The 20,433-nt window shown below is 42.9% G+C and carries 20 protein-coding genes; 12 read left to right on the top strand and 8 right to left on the bottom strand.

The window, feature by feature from the left end; translation table 11 throughout:
* Nucleotides 1–96: 96 nt before the first annotated feature.
* On the bottom strand, nt 97–1,014 hold the full coding sequence (locus tag PU629_RS17930; protein ID WP_275284490.1) for a 1,4-dihydroxy-2-naphthoate polyprenyltransferase: 918 nt from the start codon (nt 1,012–1,014) through the stop codon (nt 97–99).
* Nucleotides 1,015–1,733: 719 nt separating this feature from the next.
* Here PU629_RS17930 and PU629_RS17925 point away from each other — a divergent pair.
* From PU629_RS17925 to menB, 4 genes are read left to right on the top strand one after another with little or no spacing between them, the layout of a single operon-like run.
* The gene (locus PU629_RS17925; protein WP_275281400.1) at nt 1,734–3,140 is read left to right on the top strand and encodes an isochorismate synthase; all 1,407 of its coding nucleotides are present in this window, start codon (nt 1,734–1,736) and stop codon (nt 3,138–3,140) included.
* Entirely contained in the window at nt 3,127–4,872 is a 1,746-nt protein-coding gene (gene menD, locus PU629_RS17920; protein WP_275281399.1) for a 2-succinyl-5-enolpyruvyl-6-hydroxy-3-cyclohexene-1-carboxylic-acid synthase, read from the top strand. The genes PU629_RS17925 and menD overlap by 14 nt, the downstream gene beginning before the upstream one ends.
* Before the next feature lie 5 nt (nt 4,873–4,877).
* Nucleotides 4,878–5,723 carry a 2-succinyl-6-hydroxy-2,4-cyclohexadiene-1-carboxylate synthase gene (gene menH / locus PU629_RS17915; protein ID WP_275281398.1) on the top strand — a complete coding sequence of 282 codons (846 nt, stop codon included), beginning with the start codon at nt 4,878–4,880 and terminating at the stop codon, nt 5,721–5,723.
* A gap of 28 nt (nt 5,724–5,751) precedes the next feature.
* On the top strand, nt 5,752–6,570 hold the full coding sequence (gene menB / locus PU629_RS17910) for a 1,4-dihydroxy-2-naphthoyl-CoA synthase (protein ID WP_275281397.1): 819 nt from the start codon (nt 5,752–5,754) through the stop codon (nt 6,568–6,570).
* 220 nt (nt 6,571–6,790) lie between these two features.
* On the opposite strand, the gene PU629_RS17905 is transcribed toward menB, so the two are convergent.
* Entirely contained in the window at nt 6,791–7,210 is a 420-nt protein-coding gene (locus PU629_RS17905; RefSeq protein WP_275281396.1) for a hypothetical protein, read from the bottom strand.
* Nucleotides 7,211–7,520: 310 nt separating this feature from the next.
* Nucleotides 7,521–7,859 carry a hypothetical protein gene (locus PU629_RS17900; RefSeq protein ID WP_275281395.1) on the bottom strand — a complete coding sequence of 113 codons (339 nt, stop codon included), beginning with the start codon at nt 7,857–7,859 and terminating at the stop codon, nt 7,521–7,523.
* Nucleotides 7,860–8,232: 373 nt separating this feature from the next.
* Here PU629_RS17900 and PU629_RS17895 point away from each other — a divergent pair, with 373 nt between their 5' ends.
* Entirely contained in the window at nt 8,233–9,726 is a 1,494-nt protein-coding gene (locus PU629_RS17895; RefSeq protein WP_275284489.1) for an o-succinylbenzoate--CoA ligase, read from the top strand.
* On the opposite strand, the gene PU629_RS17890 is transcribed toward PU629_RS17895, so the two are convergent.
* Both PU629_RS17890 and PU629_RS17885 read right to left on the bottom strand, forming a co-directional pair.
* On the bottom strand, nt 9,723–9,947 hold the full coding sequence (locus tag PU629_RS17890; protein WP_275281394.1) for a YdbC family protein: 225 nt from the start codon (nt 9,945–9,947) through the stop codon (nt 9,723–9,725). The genes PU629_RS17895 and PU629_RS17890 overlap by 4 nt on opposite strands.
* A gap of 267 nt (nt 9,948–10,214) precedes the next feature.
* The gene (locus PU629_RS17885) at nt 10,215–11,138 is read right to left on the bottom strand and encodes a DMT family transporter (RefSeq protein ID WP_275281393.1); all 924 of its coding nucleotides are present in this window, start codon (nt 11,136–11,138) and stop codon (nt 10,215–10,217) included.
* A gap of 509 nt (nt 11,139–11,647) precedes the next feature.
* Between PU629_RS17885 and PU629_RS17880 the strand changes: the two genes are divergently transcribed.
* From PU629_RS17880 to PU629_RS17865, 4 genes are all read left to right on the top strand, one after another.
* The gene (locus PU629_RS17880) at nt 11,648–12,274 is read left to right on the top strand and encodes an RNA polymerase sigma factor (RefSeq protein ID WP_275281392.1); all 627 of its coding nucleotides are present in this window, start codon (nt 11,648–11,650) and stop codon (nt 12,272–12,274) included.
* Nucleotides 12,271–12,774, top strand: coding sequence for an anti-sigma factor family protein (locus PU629_RS17875; RefSeq protein ID WP_275281391.1), 504 nt, complete (start codon nt 12,271–12,273; stop codon nt 12,772–12,774). Before PU629_RS17880 ends, PU629_RS17875 begins: the two co-directional genes overlap by 4 nt.
* Nucleotides 12,775–12,776: 2 nt before the next feature.
* Nucleotides 12,777–13,598, top strand: a complete 822-nt coding sequence (locus tag PU629_RS17870) for a hypothetical protein (RefSeq protein ID WP_275281390.1) — start codon at nt 12,777–12,779, stop codon at nt 13,596–13,598.
* 89 nt (nt 13,599–13,687) lie between these two features.
* Nucleotides 13,688–13,972: a hypothetical protein gene (locus PU629_RS17865; protein WP_275281389.1), complete on the top strand. Its 285-nt coding sequence runs from the start codon at nt 13,688–13,690 to the stop codon at nt 13,970–13,972.
* Nucleotides 13,973–14,074: 102 nt separating this feature from the next.
* Here PU629_RS17865 and fabL read toward each other — a convergent pair whose 3' ends face one another.
* Nucleotides 14,075–14,821: an enoyl-[acyl-carrier-protein] reductase FabL gene (gene fabL / locus PU629_RS17860; protein WP_275281388.1), complete on the bottom strand. Its 747-nt coding sequence runs from the start codon at nt 14,819–14,821 to the stop codon at nt 14,075–14,077.
* Nucleotides 14,822–14,873: 52 nt separating this feature from the next.
* Nucleotides 14,874–15,992 (bottom strand): copper resistance D family protein, encoded by a 1,119-nt coding sequence (locus PU629_RS17855; protein WP_275281387.1) that lies wholly within the window; start codon nt 15,990–15,992, stop codon nt 14,874–14,876.
* A gap of 147 nt (nt 15,993–16,139) precedes the next feature.
* On the opposite strand from PU629_RS17855, the gene PU629_RS17850 reads away from it, so the two are divergent.
* The 3 genes from PU629_RS17850 to PU629_RS17840 all read left to right on the top strand — a co-directional run bounded on the left by PU629_RS17850 (nt 16,140) and on the right by PU629_RS17840 (nt 18,124).
* Nucleotides 16,140–16,826 (top strand): MOSC domain-containing protein, encoded by a 687-nt coding sequence (locus PU629_RS17850; RefSeq protein ID WP_275281386.1) that lies wholly within the window; start codon nt 16,140–16,142, stop codon nt 16,824–16,826.
* A gap of 143 nt (nt 16,827–16,969) precedes the next feature.
* Complete coding sequence (locus tag PU629_RS17845; protein ID WP_275281385.1) at nt 16,970–17,662, top strand: hypothetical protein; 693 nt, start codon at nt 16,970–16,972, stop codon at nt 17,660–17,662.
* 108 nt (nt 17,663–17,770) lie between these two features.
* On the top strand, nt 17,771–18,124 hold the full coding sequence (locus PU629_RS17840) for a hypothetical protein (protein WP_275281384.1): 354 nt from the start codon (nt 17,771–17,773) through the stop codon (nt 18,122–18,124).
* A gap of 780 nt (nt 18,125–18,904) precedes the next feature.
* Here PU629_RS17840 and PU629_RS17835 read toward each other — a convergent pair.
* Nucleotides 18,905–20,224 carry a TrkH family potassium uptake protein gene (locus PU629_RS17835; protein WP_275281383.1) on the bottom strand — a complete coding sequence of 440 codons (1,320 nt, stop codon included), beginning with the start codon at nt 20,222–20,224 and terminating at the stop codon, nt 18,905–18,907.
* Nucleotides 20,225–20,433: the final 209 nt, after the last annotated feature.

Here is a 20,433-nt window from a genome sequence, read left to right as displayed (position 1 = left end):
ACGCTTCATAATTTAAAACTCTTTCAAAATTTAAAAATCTAAACGATGAAAAAAACCGGCCTATTTGTATTTGCTACAAATAAGCCGGTTGAACATTTAGGATACGAGACGGTCAAGAAGGAGCCCGATGGTTAACAAGCAACCAAATAGTGTATGCATTTGAGCCGTTGCCTGCATGGCGGGCATCATTTGAATCGATTTTGTCTTTCCTTTAAACAGTTTGGTTGCCTGAAAAGCTTTTGGAATGCTGATAAAGACAAATAGTAGCCAAAATGATTCGACATGGAATAATGTTAATCCGACTACCCAAATGTACGAAAAGGCAAACATACCTGCAAGGAATCGAATCGCTTGGTTTCGTCCAAGAAGGATGGCAAGCGTATGACGTCCTTTTTCTTTATCCCCGTCCAAATCACGAATGTTGTTGGCCATTAATATTCCGCCGCAAGTAAACGCAATGGGAACGGATAAGAGAAAGCTCGAAAGGGTAACGGTACCCGCTTGGATAAAATAAGAAATAAGGACAAGAACAAGCCCCATGAATGTTCCCGCAACGAGTTCACCAAATGGTGTATAGGCAATAGGATAAGGACCGCCAGTGTAAAAATAGCCAGCAAGCATACAAACAATACCGATTGCGGCTAACCACCAGCTGCTCTCTGCACAAATATAAACCCCAATCAGTGTCGATACCCCACAAAAGATAAACGCAAGGCGCAAGACGGTTTCAGGTTTGATGCCATCTCTTACAATCGTACCGCCAATACCAATTGAATTCGCATCATCTAATCCGCGTTTATAATCAAAGTATTCGTTAAACATATTAGTAGCGGACTGAATGAGTAAGGATGCGACTGTCATCGCTAAGAATAAAACAAGATGGAAGGAGCCTGACGAGAGTGCCATAGCCGTTCCAAGAATGACAGGCGTAAAAGAGGCGGTTAATGTATGAGGTCGTAAAAGACGCCACCATATTTTCCACCCTGTATTTTTCTCAATGGATTCTTTATTCATGACTTCCACAAGGGATCACCCTTCAATATATAATATAGTTCTTGCCGCATAAAGATTTATGCGCGAAGAACAGTCTAAGCCACTTACAAGTTTATGAGAATCACTATCACCTGTCAACTGACTTACCATGGAAAATATGTTTGAAATAGGCATTCGCTTAAAACACAGCTTACAAGATTCTACTGTTTTTACAATTTCTTTCTTATTTATAAAGCGGAGAGTGGTTAAATTGACACTGTAAATCAATGAGGTGTATTCTTGAATGGATTGGTCATATGGCTATTAAAGTCAAGGATTATGTGAAAGAATGCACATGTTGTACTGGTTTTTATGTGCAAACAATTTAGAGAATAGGTTTTTGTTTTGAAATGAACGGGAACTAGTAAATAGAAGTCTGTTTTCTTTATAGAGTGGCATGACCAATAGGATTGATCCCGGCTTTAAGGCGGTCATCATGGGCCATTTTTTAATGCAAGCAAAGGGATTGTTGGTCCGATTCAGTAACGATTAGCTCAGAACTATAAGCGTGCACATTCTTAATAGAGCAGCAAAAAAACGAACATTCAGTTTTGGGGCCGATGGGCACCTTTAATGAAAAAAGTCTACTTTATGTCATCACATTCTATTAATAATGCTGTTTTTAAAAGGAATTCATCAAAAAACAACAAGGCGGCCGAAACCGGCTATTAATAAAATGTGAGGGTCAGGAGGAAGAGGTTGTGATTAGTGTGAATCAACGCACACTACGTCACTCGGTATTAGATGGGATTCGTCAGGCTGACGCTTTGCACTCATCTTTCTTAGTGACGCATGTTGAGGCTGTAGAATATATAGATCCGCTCCTATTCTTTGAGAATGGGCGTTCTTTTTATGCGGGAAATCGATTCTTTTGGTCACATGGCGACCAATTAACATTAGTCGGGCTAGGGGCAGCCGACCAATTAGAAGGCAAGAGCAGCAACCGTGCTCAAGAGATAAAGTCTAAATGGTTAGAGCTTTTAAAAAACACGAATTGGAATCAAGAAGAAAGAGCGACTGGACCTGTTGTTATGGGAGGCTTTTCTTTTGATCCTTCTGATAAGCGTTCTTCTTTATGGGATGGCTTTTCAGACTCAAGCTTTATTGTTCCAGAAATTTTATTGACTTTAAAAGGCGGACAAGCTTTTTTATCCATAAATCGTTTGGTTCAAGCGACAAGTCAGGCTGAAACAATTGTTAAACAAGTTGAAGAGAGAGTCCAGAAGTTGTTTGACGACAAGGCTGTAACCGCTCCTCATCCTGTATCGATTCAGTCAATAGAAGATCTTGATGTCGATACATGGCTTGAGCGTGTTCAATTAGCGACAGAAAAAATTGCAAACGGTGAACTGAATAAGGTCGTTTTATCAAGAGAAGTCGCTGTTAAGGGAACAACAGATTTTGATTTGAAGGCGGTTTTAACTCGTCTTTGTCAGGATCAGAAGAATAGTTATATTTTTGCTGTAGAAAGAGGCGGAGCGGCCTTTGTTGGGGCAACGCCTGAGCGGCTAATTGAGCGACAAGGGGCTTTTCTTCTCACGGGAGCTGTCGCAGGAACAATTGGGCGAGGCAAAACAGAAGAAGAAGATCAGTTGCTTGGACAGACACTGCTTGAAAGCCATAAGAATCGTGAAGAGCATCAGTTTGTGGTCCAAATGATTCAACAGGCGATGGAACAGTATTGTGAGGATTTAATGATTCCTGATAGACCTGAACTCTTGAAAGTGAAGGATGTTCAACATTTGTATACACCGATTAAAGGAAAGGCTCGAAGCGGGGCAACGCTCTTTGATATTGTTGAACGACTTCATCCGACCCCGGCATTAGGGGGACAGCCGAGAGAAAAGGCTTTAAACTTAATTAAGGAGTTAGAAACCTTTAATCGCGGCTGGTTTGCTTCACCGGTTGGCTGGATGGATGCGAGTGGCGAAGGTGAATTTGCAGTGGCCATTCGATCCGGTCTCATTCATCAAGCAGAAGCGCGTTTATTTGCAGGCTGCGGTGTGGTTGAAGCCTCTAATCCAATAGATGAGCTTGAGGAAACGCATTTGAAATTCCGGCCGATGTTAGCGGCGTTAGAAGGGGGAGGTCTTAATGAATCACTCTAAAATGCTTACAAGTTTTCTTGCCCCTTTCATACATCAGCTTTATGTCTCAGGTGTTCGAGATGTCGTGATCAGCCCCGGGTCAAGGAGTACTCCGCTCACTGTTTTATTCAAGGAACATCCTAATATTAAAATCTGGATGAATGTGGATGAGCGGTCAGCGGCTTTCTTTGCACTAGGAATTGCAAAAGGAAAACAAGCCCCTGTGGCTCTTGTCTGTTCATCGGGGACGGCATCTGCCAATTTTTACCCAGCTATTATTGAAGCAAAATATAGTGAGATCCCTTTGATCGTGTTGACCGCCGACCGTCCTCATGAGCTTCGAGAGGTAGGAGCACCGCAAGCGATCGACCAGGTTAAGCTGTACGGGGATCATGTAAAATTTGCAGTGGACTTACCTCTTCCTGAAGAAAACCGCGGCATTCATGACTTTATGGGACTTCAGGCTTCAAAGGCTATGCGAGTGGCCATGGAGGCACCTAAAGGCCCCGTTCATTTGAATTTACCATTTAGGGAGCCTTTAATGCCGGAAGTCAGAGAGCCCATTCCATGGAACGAAGAGACAAGGCGGGAAATAACGAACCATTATTCTGAATCTCATTTAAATGAAGAAAGTATGAGAATTCTTGCCGAGAAGCTTTCCAAGTTAAAGAAACCGCTTATTGTCGCGGGGCCTGAACAAGAAGAGCAGCTAGGGTTTAAAATCCATGACCTCGCGGAGAAGTTGCAAGCGCCCGTTCTTGCTGATCCATTATCGCAGCTGCGATCGGGGGCTCATCCTAAGAAATGGATCGTGGATGGCTATGATGCTTTTTTGCGCTCAGCGGAATGGGTTGAAGCTTATAAGGCAGATGGGATCATTCGATTTGGTCCGCTGCCGGTCTCTAAACCATTTTTAAAGTATATGGAGCGACTTGATCTTAAGACGTCGATCGTTGTCAGTCATGGCGGGAGGACAAGTGATCCGACACAGCAAGTGACAGATTGGGTGAAAGCTTCCCCGCTTTCTTTCGTGGATGCTCTAGTAAAAGAAATGGATCATCAAGAGGTGCACACGGATAAAGTCTGGTCTGAAAAATGGTTACAGGTAAATGAGCTTACAAAAGAAGTGACCAATGAAAAGCTCGCTTCTAGCGCATGGTTTGAAGGTCATGTTATAGCGGACCTCATTCCCAAATTACCGAGTGAGGCAAAGCTCTTCACAGGCAACAGCATGCCGATACGTGATTTGGACAGCTTTTTTCAAACCACTGAGCAGTCAATTAGAACCTACGGAAATCGAGGGGCGAATGGTATTGATGGGATTAACTCCACAGTACTTGGCCTTTCGACTTCACAAAAGCCAACCTATCTCGTTATTGGAGACCTCTCCTTTTTCCACGATACGAATGGGCTAATGGCTGGAAAACAGTATGATCTAGATTTGACGCTCATCGTTGTGAATAATAACGGCGGCGGAATTTTCTCATTTCTACCGCAAGCTGAGTCAGCCACTCATTTTGAGGAACTGTTTGCAACTCCTCTTGACTTAGAAGTAGCGGATGTGGCAAGGCTATACAAGGGGCGTTATTATCGAGTGACCAATCGCGATGACTACCAATTGACACTCGAGAAAGTCAATCATGAAAAAGGGCTTAAATTCATTGAGTGTGTGACGAATCGTCCTGACAATGTGGCGAGTCATCAGGCGTATTGGAATGAAGTGAAAAATAAAGTGGGATTTTTGACGAGGTGAGAGTGATGAAGCTTCCTATCAATTCTTCTTTTTCTTTATTTTACAAAGTGGAAGGAGAGGGAATCCCCCTTCTCCTTTTACATGGATTTACAGGCACCCATCACACCTGGGATCCCTTTGTAGAAGAATGGAAAGACCAGTTTCAACTCATTTGTGTCGATATTGTCGGACATGGAGAAAGCCAAGTACAGGGCGAGGATTCTTGTAACTCGCACTTCTACACCATGGAAGAGATGGCTTCTGCGCTCATTAAGCTGCTTGAACATCTTAAGGTTAACCATGTACTTGTTATCGGTTATTCCATGGGGGCAAGGCTTGGTCTCTATTTTACTTGCCGCCATCCCAATCGTGTCATTGGTCTTGTCATGGAAAGCGGCTCACCTGGTTTGAAAACAGAAGAAGAACGCTTAGAACGTAAGCGAAGGGACGAAGAGCTTGCTGAGCGTATCTTAAATGAAGGGGTTCTTTCTTTTGTGAATGACTGGGAGTCGATCCCTCTTTTCGAGACTCAGAAACGGCTTCCTCTTCCTGTTCAAGAAGCTGTTCGAAGCGAACGTCTCGGCCAAACAGCAGAAGGATTGGCAGGAAGCTTAAGAGGGATGGGCACAGGGTCTCAACCCTCGCTATGGGAGGATTTAGAACTGGTGGAGCCGCCTGTTTGGTTAATTACAGGTGAATGGGATAAGAAGTTTATTGACATTGCGAAAGAGATGTATGGGCGGCTTACACATGTGTATATGTCGATTGTCCCAGAGGCTGGACATGCCGTTCATGTGGAACAATTTGAGATTTTTGCTAAAATAATAAAGGATGAGGTTTATCCGGTTATTGGCTACTTAAACCAGGATTAATTTTTCAGAAAGAAAGGGAGTCAGAAAGATGACAATTGAATGGAAGACAGTTCGTACATATGATGAAATTTTGTTCGAAACTTATGACGGTATTGCAAAAATAACAATGAACCGTCCAAGCGTTCATAATGCCTTTACTCCAAAAACGGTTAATGAGATGATCGATGCCTTTGCACGTGCCCGCGATGATTCAAGCATTGGCGTGATTATTTTAACAGGAGCAGGGGACAAAGCGTTTTGTTCCGGCGGTGACCAAAAGGTTCGCGGTCATGGGGGTTATGTTGGGGATGACCAAATTCCTCGCTTAAACGTTTTGGACTTGCAACGATTGATCCGTACTATTCCTAAGCCGGTTATTGCAATGGTGAATGGTTATGCGATTGGAGGCGGACATGTTCTTCATGTCGTATGTGACCTTTCGATTGCATCAGAGAACGCTATTTTTGGACAAACTGGACCAAAAGTAGGGAGCTTTGACGCAGGTTACGGCGCCGGTTATCTTGCCCGCATCGTTGGACATAAAAAGGCTCGGGAAATCTGGTATCTTTGCCGTCAATACAGTGCGCAAGAAGCCTTAGATATGGGGCTTGTGAATGCGGTTGTTCCTCTTGAGCAATTAGAAGAGGAAACGGTAAAATGGTGTCAGGAAATACTTGATAAAAGTCCAACAGCTATCCGCTTCTTAAAAGCCTCTTTTAATGCGGATACAGACGGTCTCGCTGGTTTGCAGCAATTTGGTGGAGACGCTACGCTTCTCTATTACACAACGGATGAAGCGAAAGAAGGCCGCGATGCGTTTAAGGAAAAACGTTCGCCGCAATTCGATAAATTCCCTCGTTTCCCATAAACTATTTCTAACAGTTGTAAAAGCACAAGTCTTAAGTTAAGAGGACTTGTGCTTTTTTATTGTTTATGAAATCAAAAAAATCGGATTTGTGGATACATCGCCATTGAAACGTCGTTTTTTAGTGGAAAATAACCTCGCTTTGCGCGGGCACGGCAATACGTCCGCGCAAAGCGAGGGAATCGTCGTTACAGGTCAAACGATTAGGCGTAACGAGAATACGCTATCCGCCGCTAAACGGGGCCAGAATGCCGAAATAAAGGACTGGCGTTACGCCTATTTCAGTTGAGCGTAACGAGAATACGCTATCCGCTTGCAAATGGGCCGGAATGCCGAAATAAAGGACTGAGGTTACGCCTATTTTGATTGAGCGTAACGAGAATACGCTATCCGCTTGCAAATGGGCCAGAATGCCGAAATAAAGGACTGTCGTTACGCCTATTTCAGTTGAGGGTAACGAGAATACGCTATCCTCCGCGAAATGGGCCAGAATGCCGAAATAAAGGACTGAGGTTACGCCTATTTCAGTTGAGCGTAACGAGAATACGCTATCCGCCGCGAATCCGGCCAGAATGCCGAAATAAAGGACTGAGGTTACGCCTATTTCAGTTGAGCGTAACGAGAATACGCTATCCGCTTGCAAATGGGCCGGAATGCCGAAATAAAGGACTGAGGTTACGCCTATTTCAGTTGAGCGTAACGAGGATCCGCTATCCGCCGCGAAATGGGCTGGAATGCCGAAATAAAGGACTGAGGTTACGCCTATTTCGGTTGAGCGTAACGAGGATCCGCTATCCGCCGCGAATCCGGCCAGAATGCCGAAATAAAGGACTGAGGTTACGCCTATTTCGGTTGAGGGTAACGAGGATCCGCTATCCGTCGCGAAATGGGCTGGAATGCCGAAATAAAGGACTGAGGTTACGCCTATTTCAGTTGAGCGTAACGAGAATACGCTATCCGCCGCTAAACGGGGCCAGAATGCCGAAATAAAGGACTGAGGTTACGCCTATTTCAGTTGAGCGTAACGAGGATCCGCTATCCGCCGCGAATCCGGCCGGAATGCCGAAATAAAGGACTGTCGTTACGCCTATTTCAGTTGAGCGTAACGAGAATACGCTATCCGCTTGCAAATGGGCCAGAATGCCGAAATAAAGGACTGAGGTTACGCCTAATTCGGTTGAGGGTAACGAAAATACGCTATTCCTCTCCCAATTGCCCATTTGAGTCGTTAGGCGTAACGAGCATTCTCTATTTAACTCGGAACGGCCCATTTTACCCAGGAAGTTGATCAATAACGTATCCTAGTTACGCTTCTAAAGTTAAAACGGGACGATTTTCCACATTGGTTAAACAACCACCCATTTTTGTTAAGTGTTTAAACATAAAAGCAGTGCCCGAGAAAAACTCATAGGTTAAATCTATACTTGGGAAGAAGGGAGTCGCGGCGTGTGCGATTGTTCCTATCAAAAAAGGGTGAAAATGTGAAGATGCGTTTTTTAATCGCTTAGCAAGGTTAATTTCGTGCTAAGAAAGAATGGAGTAGAGTTTTCGCCGAGTCCCCTTGTTGGTTTTTCCCTATCACTTTAAGTAAAATAAGAGGGATAGAGATAAATGGAGGCAGGTTATGAATGAAGGGAGATTGCATCTGTGTTGTCTTCTACTAGTATGCCAAATTGGCTCAAGCAGCGTGCACAGCTCACGCCGAAAAGAATAGCAGTACAAACCGAGAATCGGACGCTCACTTTTGAAGAGTTAGAGGAACAAGCGTCACGGGCCGCGACAGTCCTTTATAAAAAAGGGATTAAAAAAGGCTCTCGAGTAGCCCTCTTACAACAAAATTCAATAGAAATGATTATTACTTACCATGCCTTGATTTATTTAGAAGCTGTGACCATCCCGTTAAATATCCGTTTGACGGTAAATGAATGGGTCTGGCAGTTAAATGATTCAGAGGCTGATTATTTGCTGTATGATCAAGATCATGTGGACAAGGCAAAACAAGTAAAGGAGCACCAATCCTCACTCTTATGTTCATCGATTCATGAAGTGCGGCGAGAAAGTGAGAAGGTAAGTGCTTATGTTTTTCAAGATGAGATTGATTTAAGTGCTTTGCATACGATTATCTATACTTCCGGGACAACGGGTCATCCTAAAGGGGTGCGCCTTACTTTAGGCAATCACTGGTGGAGTGCTATTGGTTCTGTTTTGAACCTAGGGTTAAGTGAACAGGATAACTGGTTATGTATGGTTCCAATGTTTCATGTGAGCGGGCTGTCTATTTTGATGAAAAGCGTCATCTATGGAATGAAAATGACGCTCTTACACAAATTTGACTCTAGCTGTGCGAATAAGGCGATCATTCAGGAAGGAATTACCCATGTTTCAGTTGTTGGGACGATGCTTCAGGCCATGCTTGAGGATCAGGAGGTCCCTTTAAACGCTCCAGAAACTTTGCGCTGCGTTTTGTTAGGCGGGGGACCTGCCCCTTTGCCTATTTTAAATAAATGTAAAGACAGAAATATCCCTGTTTATCAAACGTATGGATTAACCGAAACGTCTTCACAAATTGTGACGCTTTCCCCAGAGTACATGTTTTCAAAGCTAGGATCGGCAGGCAAGCCGCTGTTTCCGGCCCAAATTAAAATTATGAAGGATGGAGAACTGCTCGGTCCCAATCAAGAGGGGGAAATTCTAGTAAAAGGCCCCAATGTCACAGAAGGATACGACCATCTTCCGACAGCTACAAAAGACGCGTTTGAAGACGGCTGGCTCCATACGGGTGACATGGGGCGATTGGATGAAGAAGGGTTTCTTTATGTGTTGGATCGTCGTAAGGATATGATCGTTTCCGGGGGAGAAAATATCTACCCAGCTGAGGTGGAATCGGTTCTGATGGAGCACCCTGATGTCCAAGAAGCGGGAGTTATAGGCGTACCGGATGAACGTTGGGGACGTGTGCCGGTTGGATTTGTCGTTCTTCGTGAGGGGAAGATTTTTGACGAGGAACAGCTCATTCGCTTCTGTCGAGAACGTTTAGCAGGGTACAAGGTTCCGAAACAGCTCTTTTTGATGGAAACAGATTTGCCCAGAAATGCTTCAAGAAAGCTATTGCGACGAGAATTAATGACTTTCTTGCCTAAGGGCTTTCAAGAGGATTAAAGCTGGATTTGATTGAGGATGGATTTAAGTGTGATGAGCTCTTCTTTGGAGAACGTGACACCGCGGCCCATCCTTTCTTTTCGTGGAGACCAAATGCGAATGTCATATTTAGGCTCTCGATCGTTCCAACGCACCATTGTCAGCTCCTTTTGCCACCCGTTCTCAGCTTCTGATAAGGTACCAAATGATTCGAGAACCTCATAGCTAAATGTATCCGGCATGATTATCACCTCCTTTCATGGAAGGCCAACAGAGTTAAGACTAAGGCGTATCGTAAAGAAAAAAGATAAGGAAACAGGGATTGAGAAGCGAGAATCGGTTGATAGGGAAGGCTTAAAAAAGAGGATAAAAAGATGGAGAAGTAACGGAAGGGCTCGAAAAAATACCTATTTCTATAATTCGACACCCTTCCTTCGTTTCCTTCAAATTTCTTAAAAAACATTTATGTAAAAAGAAGAAGCTTGAATCGACTCCTTTTTTTACACCAGTTATTTTGTTGCAGCAGTCACGTTATCTAATGCGGGGTTGGTTCGACGGTGAATCCGACTCTCAAAAATTAAATAGACAGCGATTCCTCCCAAAATAATAAGGCTTCCTATAATTTGCAGAACGGATAAGGTTTCTCCAAAAATAAAATAGGCCAAGATGGAAGCCCCTATTGGTTCGCCTAGAATACTCATTGACACCGTTGTGACTCCGAGCCATTTGACGACCCCATTGAAAATGGTATGGCCGAGCAAAGTAGGGAAGATAGCTAGTAGCAAAAAAAGGACCCAGTCTTTTGTTGGATAATGGAAGAAGTCTTGACTTGTTAGGCAGTTATAGATCAGCAAGGTGACCATAGAAAAGCAATAAACAATGAAGGTATACGTATAAAGCGGTCTATCTTGGCGAATGCGTTCACCGATCATCAGGTAAACTGTTACGGCCAAACAAGCTGCTAGAGCAAGTGCATCTCCCCAAAAAGCGACGGTGCTCAATTCAAAATCACCCCAGCTAATGAGGACACTTCCAAGAATTGAAAAGAGAACACCAAGGCTTGCTCCTAACGTGTGCCGGGTTTTGAAAACGATCATAGAGCCCAAAAAAGCAAATAGAGGCTGGAGCGTCACGAGAACTACTGAGCTTGTGACAGAGGTGAGATCCAATGATCGAAACCATAAAATAAAATGCAAGGCTAAGCTGATTCCGGCAAGTGCAGACCCGAACCAAACTTTCATAGGTATCCTTCGAAAGGTTGAGGCGTAGCGAGGAAACAATGGCAACATAACGACTACCGTAAAGAATAGCCGGTAAAAAGCAGTTATGCCGGCCGGTGCATCAGCAAGTTTAACCAATATAGCAGAAGCAGACACCGTAATAATGCCTATAAATAAGCCTATATAAGCTTTAAGGTAAGTGGGTGATTTCATAGATGTTCCTCAATTCATGTTAATCTGTATGGACAGGCTAGACTTAGTGCAAAAGTGGTGTGAGAGTGACCATGGCAAAACAAGACTATCAAAATTCATCTTACTCTTTCAGCTTTGCATCTGTCATTCATTTTTTTATTTTTGGACGAAAAAGGGGTCCATTTAATGATCCAATAGTTCCTTTTTAAACCCATCCGTTATCAGATGAACTTTTTAGGCAATTGGCATGTCTTTTATTTAGGCTGTTTTCGTAAACTTTGTTGTTTTTTTAGGCTCCAATAAGCTCGCTTTCCGCGGGCAATCCGTGAGCCTCCTCGGCAAAATACGCCTGCGGGTTCTCACCTGGCTTGCTATTCCCGCAGGAGTCTCGCCTATTTCTACCTATTTTTATCAACTAGCAACAATCTTTTAGAAAAGAGCCTTTATTTAAGTTGTTTCTCCCGTCAGTTTCAGATGACGAGGACTTATAGAAAAACAATCGCCATTTGATTAAAATGAAGGTTAAAAAAATGATCATTTTAATGGAGCATGTAGATGTGGATAAGACAAGTAAAGAAGAGCTGGGGTCAAAAATTGGGGGCGGGACCTGTGTGGAACACCAACAATTAAAAAAGATGATTCGTAAAGCCAAGCATGGCAATCGAGAGGCGTTTGAAGAGCTCGTCCGTTTGTATAAGGGCAAGGTTTATCGACATGCTCTTGCCATGGTTCGAGATCCATTGGCTGCCGAGGATATCACACAGGAAGCGTTTGTGAAGGCTTTCTTTCAGCTCAGAAAGCTTGAAGAAGAGGTAGCGTTTGTGGCATGGCTTACCCGAATCGTTCGCAATCTTTGCCTGGATTATCTAAAAAAGGCGAAACGTGAGACGACAACAGATGACGTTTGGCTCGAACAGCCTGAATCATCCGCAACGTCTCAATCAGAAGGGCAATCGGTTAATCGGCTTATGATTCAAGAAGGTCTAAGCCGTTTATCCCTTGAACATCGTGAAGTGATTATCCTAAGAGACATTCAAGGGTTCTCTTACCAAGAAATAGCCGATCAGCTTAACATTCCGCTTGGAACAGTTAAATCGCGAATTAACATCGCCCGAACTAGTTTAAAAAGTTTTCTTCTGGAAGGTGAAGAAGGATGACACATCATGTAGAGGATCTTTTGAATGCCTATATAGACGGAGAATTGTCTCTAAAAGAAGAGGAGCAGGTCGAACAACATCTTGCTACTTGTTCGGAGTGCCGGGATGAACACCGCTCTCTTTTAGAGGTCAAAGAGTGGACGATTCATCTCTATAATGAAGAACCTGTCCCGGATTTTCTTAGTGAAAAAATAATGTCTGAGATCCAGCTTCTTCAAAAGGCGAGTCATCAGCTCGAAGCAGGGATTGGGGTCATCTTTATGGCACTCATTTCGCTTTTCGTTGGGATTCACCCTTATTTTAATCATGGATTAAATGTCTTGGTCGTTGTTTATCGAATGACTCGAAGCGTTCTTCTGGCTCTTCCCCAATTGGTTGGGTTTCCTCTATTTCCTACGATCAGTGTAATGGTAAGCGGTGCGATCATCCTTGGTCTAACGCTTCCAATACTTTGGAAATTGCTTCGCTCTATGACGGTCGAGGAACGGAGAGGCTGGTAACGATGAAAATTCGGCTTTTGTGTATTTGTGGACTCGTTATTTTATTTATATTTAGCGGCCTCTCATTGTCCTATGCGAAAGATAAGACAGACTCTTCAAAAGTGATCCGTGTACCTGAGGGGCATACGGTTGATAACTTCTTTTCAATCGGTCATAATGCGGTCATTGATGGCACCGTACGCAATCTTGTTTTGGTCGTTGGCGGTGATCTTCACGTCCACTCAACGGCAAAGGTTAAAGAATTAATTATTGTCATAGACGGCTCTGTCATTCAAGATCCGGGCACTCATGTCACAGAAAATTTAGTTGCTTTTGCCTGGAACAAAAGGGTGATGGATGCTTTTCTGTTTGGAGGGGCCATTTTACTTTCTAGCTGGGTAGTAAAGCTGATCCTTGCCTTGATTATTATTATTGTTTCGACTATTGGCGCCTTGTTGGTTCCAGATTCCTTTAATAAAGAAGACCTGTTTGGCTCTTGGAAACTATGGCTGACCGGTTTGATCGCCGGAGTCTGGCTTGTTATTTTGGTAGTTCTCTTAGCCATTACGATTATTGGTATCCCATTTGCTTTGCTCCTGTTACTCCTTCCTGCCTTTGGATTTTTTATGGTTTCGGGAAGAATGAGCCGAGAGCTAGGGAGACGAATCCTTCCAGCAAGGTCAGAGAACTGGCTGACCTCATTGGTTGGTGCCTTTTTCTTAACGGCTCTTTTAGAATTTCCACTTGTCGGCTTCTTGCTTGCTTTGGGGTTATTGATTTTATCAATGGGCCATTTAATCCTGTTCATCGCGGGCTTCTGGCAAAGGCGAAAAAGAACTGCTTAGGCAATTGGGAGCGGTTGTGGATCACGGTGAGAAGTGATGAAGTGTGATATAGTGGGAAGAGAAAATTAGACATAAAGGGGACTTAATCTGTGGATCAGCTTCATAGGTTACAAGTAATCACTGAAATTATTGGCGAATTTCGAACAGCGATCTTACTTGATAATGAACCAGAACAAATGGGCCGCATGGTTTTAGAGGTCATACAGGAAGTGGGGGATCCCCCCTTGGCAGATTCAGTATTAAATGCTTACATGAAATTAGCAAACAGGGAATCTGCCGTGAGTTATTTGGACGAGGCCATTAAACGGTTGCACGACCAAATTGATGTCCTGCTTACCTCAGGCAGGCCCCAGACCGATTCCATTAAGCATTAATAAAGTAAAATAGTCTATATTGAAAAACAGGACGCTCACTTTATTTAGTGTGCGTCCTGTTTTTATATACGGGTGAGTTTGATTAGACGATTCAGAAGCTAATTATCTTAGTGAAAACCCGCCATCGACAATAAGGGTCTGTCCGCGGATCATCCATGCTTCTTTCGTGCATAAGAAATAAACGGCATTGGCGAGGTCTTCTGGTTCAACAATCCGTCCTGCTGGATTCTGTTCGCGAGCCTCTTGTAATAATTCCTCGCGGTTAGGAAAATGAGTCAAGGCATCGGTATCCACAGCACCGCCGGAAACAGCATTGACAACAATATTCTTTGACGCAAGTTCCATTGCCAAGTAGCGGGTAATCGCCTCAACCGCAGCCTTGGAGGTTCCAACAGCCACATAATTAGGCAAAGCTCGGATTGAGCCTAAACTTGATATCGCAACCATATAACCGCCATCATTTTTCTCCATTAAGAGAGCCGCTTGCTGAGCAATAAACAGATAAGCTTTGGCATTAATATTTTGTGTCCAATCCCAATGGTGTTCCTCAATTTCCATTAGAGGACGAAGAACACCCGATGCCGCATTATTGATGAAGACATCTAAGCGGCCAAACTCTTTTTCAATTTCTTCAAATAAAGCTTTTATTTGCTCTTGTTCACCAACATTCGCTTTCACTAAATGAACACGGACGCCATAAGCCTCTTCCAGTGATTTCTTAGCTTCTTCAGCAGGTGTTTTTTTCCTCATATAGTTTAAGACAAGGTCATAGCCGTTCTGAGCAAACTTCTCTGCAATGGCACGTCCAATACCCCTTGTCCCACCTGTAATCAAAGCAACCTTTGACATGATCGTCACCTCTTGATTAATAGTTGTTTAGACCAAATTTCAGCCATCCAGATTATTGAATTGCGAGACTCACAGCGAAATAAGCGCTGCATAAGTAGCCAAATAGAAAGAGGACTATCATCGCATTGGACAGCTTTTTTAAAATTCCTAGCCCGATAAGAATTAACAATAAGACACTAATCAGTGCAAACACAAAGCTAATCATACCAAATTGAAGATGAACAGTAAAAGCTTGCGTAATGGTGTGCCCATAAATCTTTTGAATCAAAGGAGAAGCGCCATAGAAATGAAGCACTTGGCTCAGTTCGTGAGGCGGATTCTGCTGCCCCATATAAGCGGTGACAGCGAAAATGACGAGAAGAACAATCGATTCTAGCCGTGCCCACCTTATAGGGGTAAAGGGTTTCTCGGCACGAAGTTGTGTGCGAGAATAGATCCCATTAAAAAAAGCTAATAGGATTAGTGGAATGATCAGCAAATGCTTAATCAGAAGGGCTTGCCCGTAATTAACAACGAGCCCATTTTTATAGTTAGCTAATGCTCCTGGAATCGTTCGGTTAAGAGAAGGAGAGATGTCAATCACCATTGTAAAAAAACCAGCTACAATCACGACAACAATTGAAATCATGGCTAAAGGGGTAAACCATTTCAAAAACTTGAGCCAATTTCGGTCACTCTTAGTTCCCCATGCAGCGATAAGGAGAGCGCCACCCCAAATCGAGACGGCCAATAAATGAAAGAAATGGGCGGTAAATCCCCAAACAGGTGATAAGCTTGCCGCGTGTCCGCTTTTAACATAGGTTCCAATGAGGAGAATCCCTAGTAAAAAGGCAAGTTTGGCAAGAATAGGGTCTTCATTAACGGGGTTAAAATAAATTAAGAAGAGGAGCAGGATCGAAATAGCAAGTGTGAGTGTCCATGCCTGCCCGATCTGAAAGGTGAAAAGGACACTTTGGAAGCTCGTCCAAAATCCCATATCTTTTGATAGCTCAATAATGACGGTTAAGATCGGGAAGAAAGACAGGATTCCAATACCGGCCGTTGACCACAGCAATAAACGCCTTGAATAAATCAAATCAGGCTTTTGGGCAGGGGACAGGTTCGCGAATAGAAGACTTCCCATTAAGCAACTAAAGCATATGTAAGTGAGTGTTTCGGTAATTGGGACCATGGCAGGATTCCTCTCGAAAATGATTTCTGTATTTTTATTATTTTTTACAAAACCGCCAATACTCTTTTATTCTATTAATGATGATATCATTTTTGGGTGTATAATTGTTAGAAGTTAGTATGAGTTTGTGAATAAAGGAGAGGTGTCATGAGTCTGTCAGATGGGCAAGTCCAACCTAATTTAAAAGTGAAAGCGATTTTGGTCGGGGAGCCAAAAGACTTGAGTGACGGACAAGGTCATGTAGTCCGTTCGGCCATTAATAAAACCGTCGTAAGTCATCCCATCTTCTTAACAACCACCCATTTTATAGGAGATAGGCAAGCCGATCAGAAAAATCATGGCGGTGTTGATAAAGCCGTCCTCGGATACAGCTTTGATCACTATGCTTTTTGGGAAGAAAAATTAGGTCAGCCAATCGAGTATGGCGCGTTTGGTGAGAATCTGACGTTTTCTGGTTTAAGTGAGTCGACCATCAATATTGGGGATACATTTCAGCTTGATGAGGCGGTTATTCAAGTTTCACAGCCTCGCAAGCCATGTTTTAAATTGGCTTATAAGCATCGAGTGAAAGCAATGCCGCTTTGGGTTGAAGAGACCGGGAAATCAGGTATTTACTTTAGAGTGCTTAAAGAAGGCTGGGTCACGCCAGAACCAAAGTTCACTCTGCTTCATAAAGGAAGCGGGTCCATGACGCTTGAGAAAATCAATAGAGCGTTAGTTTCCAAACCCATTCAAATGGAGGGTTTGAAGAGTGTGCTCGCAGAAGAAGGCCTAGCCCAATCCCTGAAAGACTACCTCATCAGTAAGATTGCAAAGGAAGAAGCCAGACGTTAATGAATACTAAAGTTTTTTTAAGAAAAAACGGATAAAAAGATAGTGTATGATGAACACTCGAATTTGCTTATTGTCCCCCCAAACATTTGTCTTGAGCCCTGCATAGACTGTTAAGGACTGCTGACGCGAAGGGGGTGCCTTGATTGGACGAAGAAACAAGGCAGAGAAGACAAAGAGAATTCACTATTTATCTTGTTTTATTCATCTTACTCGTCATAGTAGGAAAAATCACAACAAATGGTCAGCTTGTTGATACTAATTTGTCATATAGGAATTCTTATGGAAATTCATATGGGTCAGGCATTTATCCCAATTACGGATATGATCCTAGAGCATATCATCAGCCTATAAACATGTATTCGAATCCGGGATATGGTGGGGGATTCAATGGATTTCATCCGTCCCTATATGGAAATGGGCCACCCTATGGAGGAATGCCTGTAGCATCCCCATTCCCTGATCCTTATTTCTATAACGGACCACCTATGAACTATTATCATCAAGGAGTCGCTCACTATAATTATAATGGCTATGGAAATGGTTATGGAAATGGTTATGGGAATTGGGGAAATCCCTATCCGCCAGGTAACTATAACATGCCATATGGAGGGGATCCTTGGTTAGGAGGCAGGCAGCACCAAGGTTATTATGCGAATGATTTCTTTGGGCCGGCCCCCCATTATAACTATTCCCCTTATCCCTTTCCTGAACCGATGCATCAGGGGTGGGGAGGTCCCAATCCTTATGCAGTCCAACCGGTTAATCTAATGAATGCCAATGCCTGGAATCAGCCCTATGATGCTTACGGGAGGCCTATGAATCAAGTTTGGTGGTAGTATTAGCGACAGTAGCCGTTCCTCTCTGGAGCGGCTGCGTTTGCTAAAAAGAGTATAATTGTTAGACTGAAGCTAGAAACTAATTAAAGGAAAGGAGTCTGACGACCCATGGCCGGAGGTGTTTCGATGATCATTGTCTATTTAAGCCTTGTTGTAATAGCAGTGGCACTCATTTATTTGATTGTAAGTGCTATTCATACGCTCAAAGGAATCAGGGAAGAAACCGTACATATGGCAAAGAAAATAGAAAAGGTTCGTGAAGAAACGGAGAAGGCGAAGAAGAAACAAGAGTCGGCAGTTCATCATTTTCAAGACTTAGAGAAAGCGACTAAGGAATCCCTTGACCAATTGAAATATACAGCCGATCAAGGCGCGGCACTCGTCGCCACCGTTAAACACAGCGGACAGGAAATCAAAAAAGCGATCCCTTTTCCCTTCCTCCGTTCAAAACGATTGGGCTAAAAAGAAACCGCCTCTCTCTTGATAACAGGTTCACTTCAGAGGTGCAAACAATTAACTATCAAGATAAATCGCACGGGTTTTTACCTAGTCGTTCACCGTGCGACGTTTATTGTAATATCAATGTTGATTGACCATTTCATCCGTAAATCACCTATCAAATCACAGTTTAATTTACATGGTGTGGATATAATTATTGGCGGTGTGTGAATTAACCAGTAATTGAGCAAGTGAAAGGTAGGGGGATTACCAAGTCATTTGGATCTATCTGTTAAAATAAAAGTTAGATTATCTATGACTTTGTAAAAAAAATGGTTCTTAAGGTAAAAAAAGACTGTAATGGTTAACAAGAAATTTTAGAGTCACCTGTGATCGTTGAAATAAGCGGAGTTTTTTCCGTTATCAACCAAAGTAGCGTTCAGTTCGTCGTAAATAAGCGGAGTTTTTCCGTTTAAACAAAAAGAAATGACCCATTTTCATGTTTTTTGAGTCAATAGTCGGAATTTCTCCGTCTATTTTAGCTATTTTCAATGTTGATTTCTAAATAAGCGGAATTTCTCCGCTTATTTAGAAATCTCGCTTTAGCCATTTAATCAAATAGGTAATCGATTGCCTTTTATGAAAATAATCAAACCGAATCTCAAAAGATTCGGTTGTTTTGACGTTTACTAGTCTTTTCTTTCTGTGAATTAAGGTGATAATTAGAGTTTTGCACCTCACAAGTAAACCCGTTACTCTCTTGAAGCGGTTTTTTTAAGCATTAAGTTTCTCCTTATGCGGTGACTAGCCAATGAAAAGCTTTCCTTTTGGATAGTGGATGTCCTCACTTGTAGCGGTAGTGAGGGATAGGGCAATGGTCAAAGGACCTAGTTTTCCAAAAATCATCATGAGGCAAATGACAATCTGGCTTGCAGGATTTAAATGAGGAGTGATTCCCGTTGTCAAACCAACCGTTCCAAATGCCGAGATGACTTCATAGGAGATTTGAAGAAAGGAAAACCGGTCACTCTCAAATATAAGAACTAAAAAAATCGCGAATAAGACCACCCCAAACGCAATGAGAGTAATGGCTAGAGCTTTAAAAATGTCGTGACTGGGAATGGTACGATTGAAAATGACCGATTCACGCCTTCTTTTTACATAAGCTCTTGTCATGAATAACAGTGCTGCAAAGGTGGTGAGCTTAATTCCCCCGCCAGTCGAAATAGACCCTGCTCCTATAAACATATAAATCATCATAAGAAAGAGTGTTTCGGGCTTTAAATCCCCAATGTTTAAGGTATTAAAACCGGCCGTACGTGTAATAACCCCCTGAAATAAACTTGCCCAAATGGTTTCTCCAGTGGAAAGCGAACCCAATGTTTTCGGATTATGGGCTTCAAAAGCAAATATAAAAATAAAACCAACTAGATTCATAACAACTGTTCCAATGATCATGATCTTTGAATGAACGGAGAGCGTCCGCCACGCCTTCTTTTCCCAAATATCGATCATAACAGTAAAGCCAAGTCCGCCAAAAACCACCAAAATGAGGATGCAAAGGTTAATGGTTGGATCGCCGACATAGCGGATCATATTATCGGGAAAAAGGGAGAATCCGGCATTGTTAAACGCCGATATGGAATGAAACATGGCGTAATAGAACCCTTTCAAAGGCCCGAATTCAGGCCACCACCTTATATAGAGCAACAGGCCGATAAAAACCTCAAAGCTTAAAGAAAAAATCAACAACCTTTTAACTAAGCGTATGATCCCCCCGAACGTACTCTGATTGAGGGCCTCCTGCAGCAACAGTCGATTTCGGACAGACACTTTTTTGTCCATCAGAAGAAAGATCAGAACGGCGAAGGACATAATGCCTAAGCCGCCAAGCTGAATAAGAATCAAAATAATGATGTTGCCGAATAACGTAAATACCTCACCATTAAAAAACGTTGCGAGACCTGTGACCGTTGTAGCCGATGTCGCCGTAAAAAAACAAGCTAACCAACTGACAGGTTCTTTGGTCGAGAAGGGAAGCTTAAGCAAGCATGTTCCGATTAAAATGATGATAATTAACCACATAGCAAGGTATTGAGCAGGATTTAATCTTTTTTGATGCATCAAATAACCCCCAAAAGTTGACCCTTTATACCGATCCTGAGTAAGGTTCTCCGCGCCGATCAAGGACAGCTGATTCGTACTGCTTCATGTGTTTCATTCGTTCTCTTCAAGCTGATCGGGTTGTGCTTTAGCCCTTTTACTTTATGTGTGCGATGTGTGCGAACGGATTATAAAAGTCAATGTTAAGCATATTTTCACCGAATCCTCGA

The sequence above is a fragment of the Pullulanibacillus sp. KACC 23026 genome, from assembly GCF_029094525.1.
Lineage (GTDB): Bacteria > Bacillota > Bacilli > Bacillales > Sporolactobacillaceae > KACC-23026.
The sequence above is the reverse complement of the archived record's forward strand: the minus strand, read 5'-3'. Positions and strand labels throughout refer to the sequence as shown.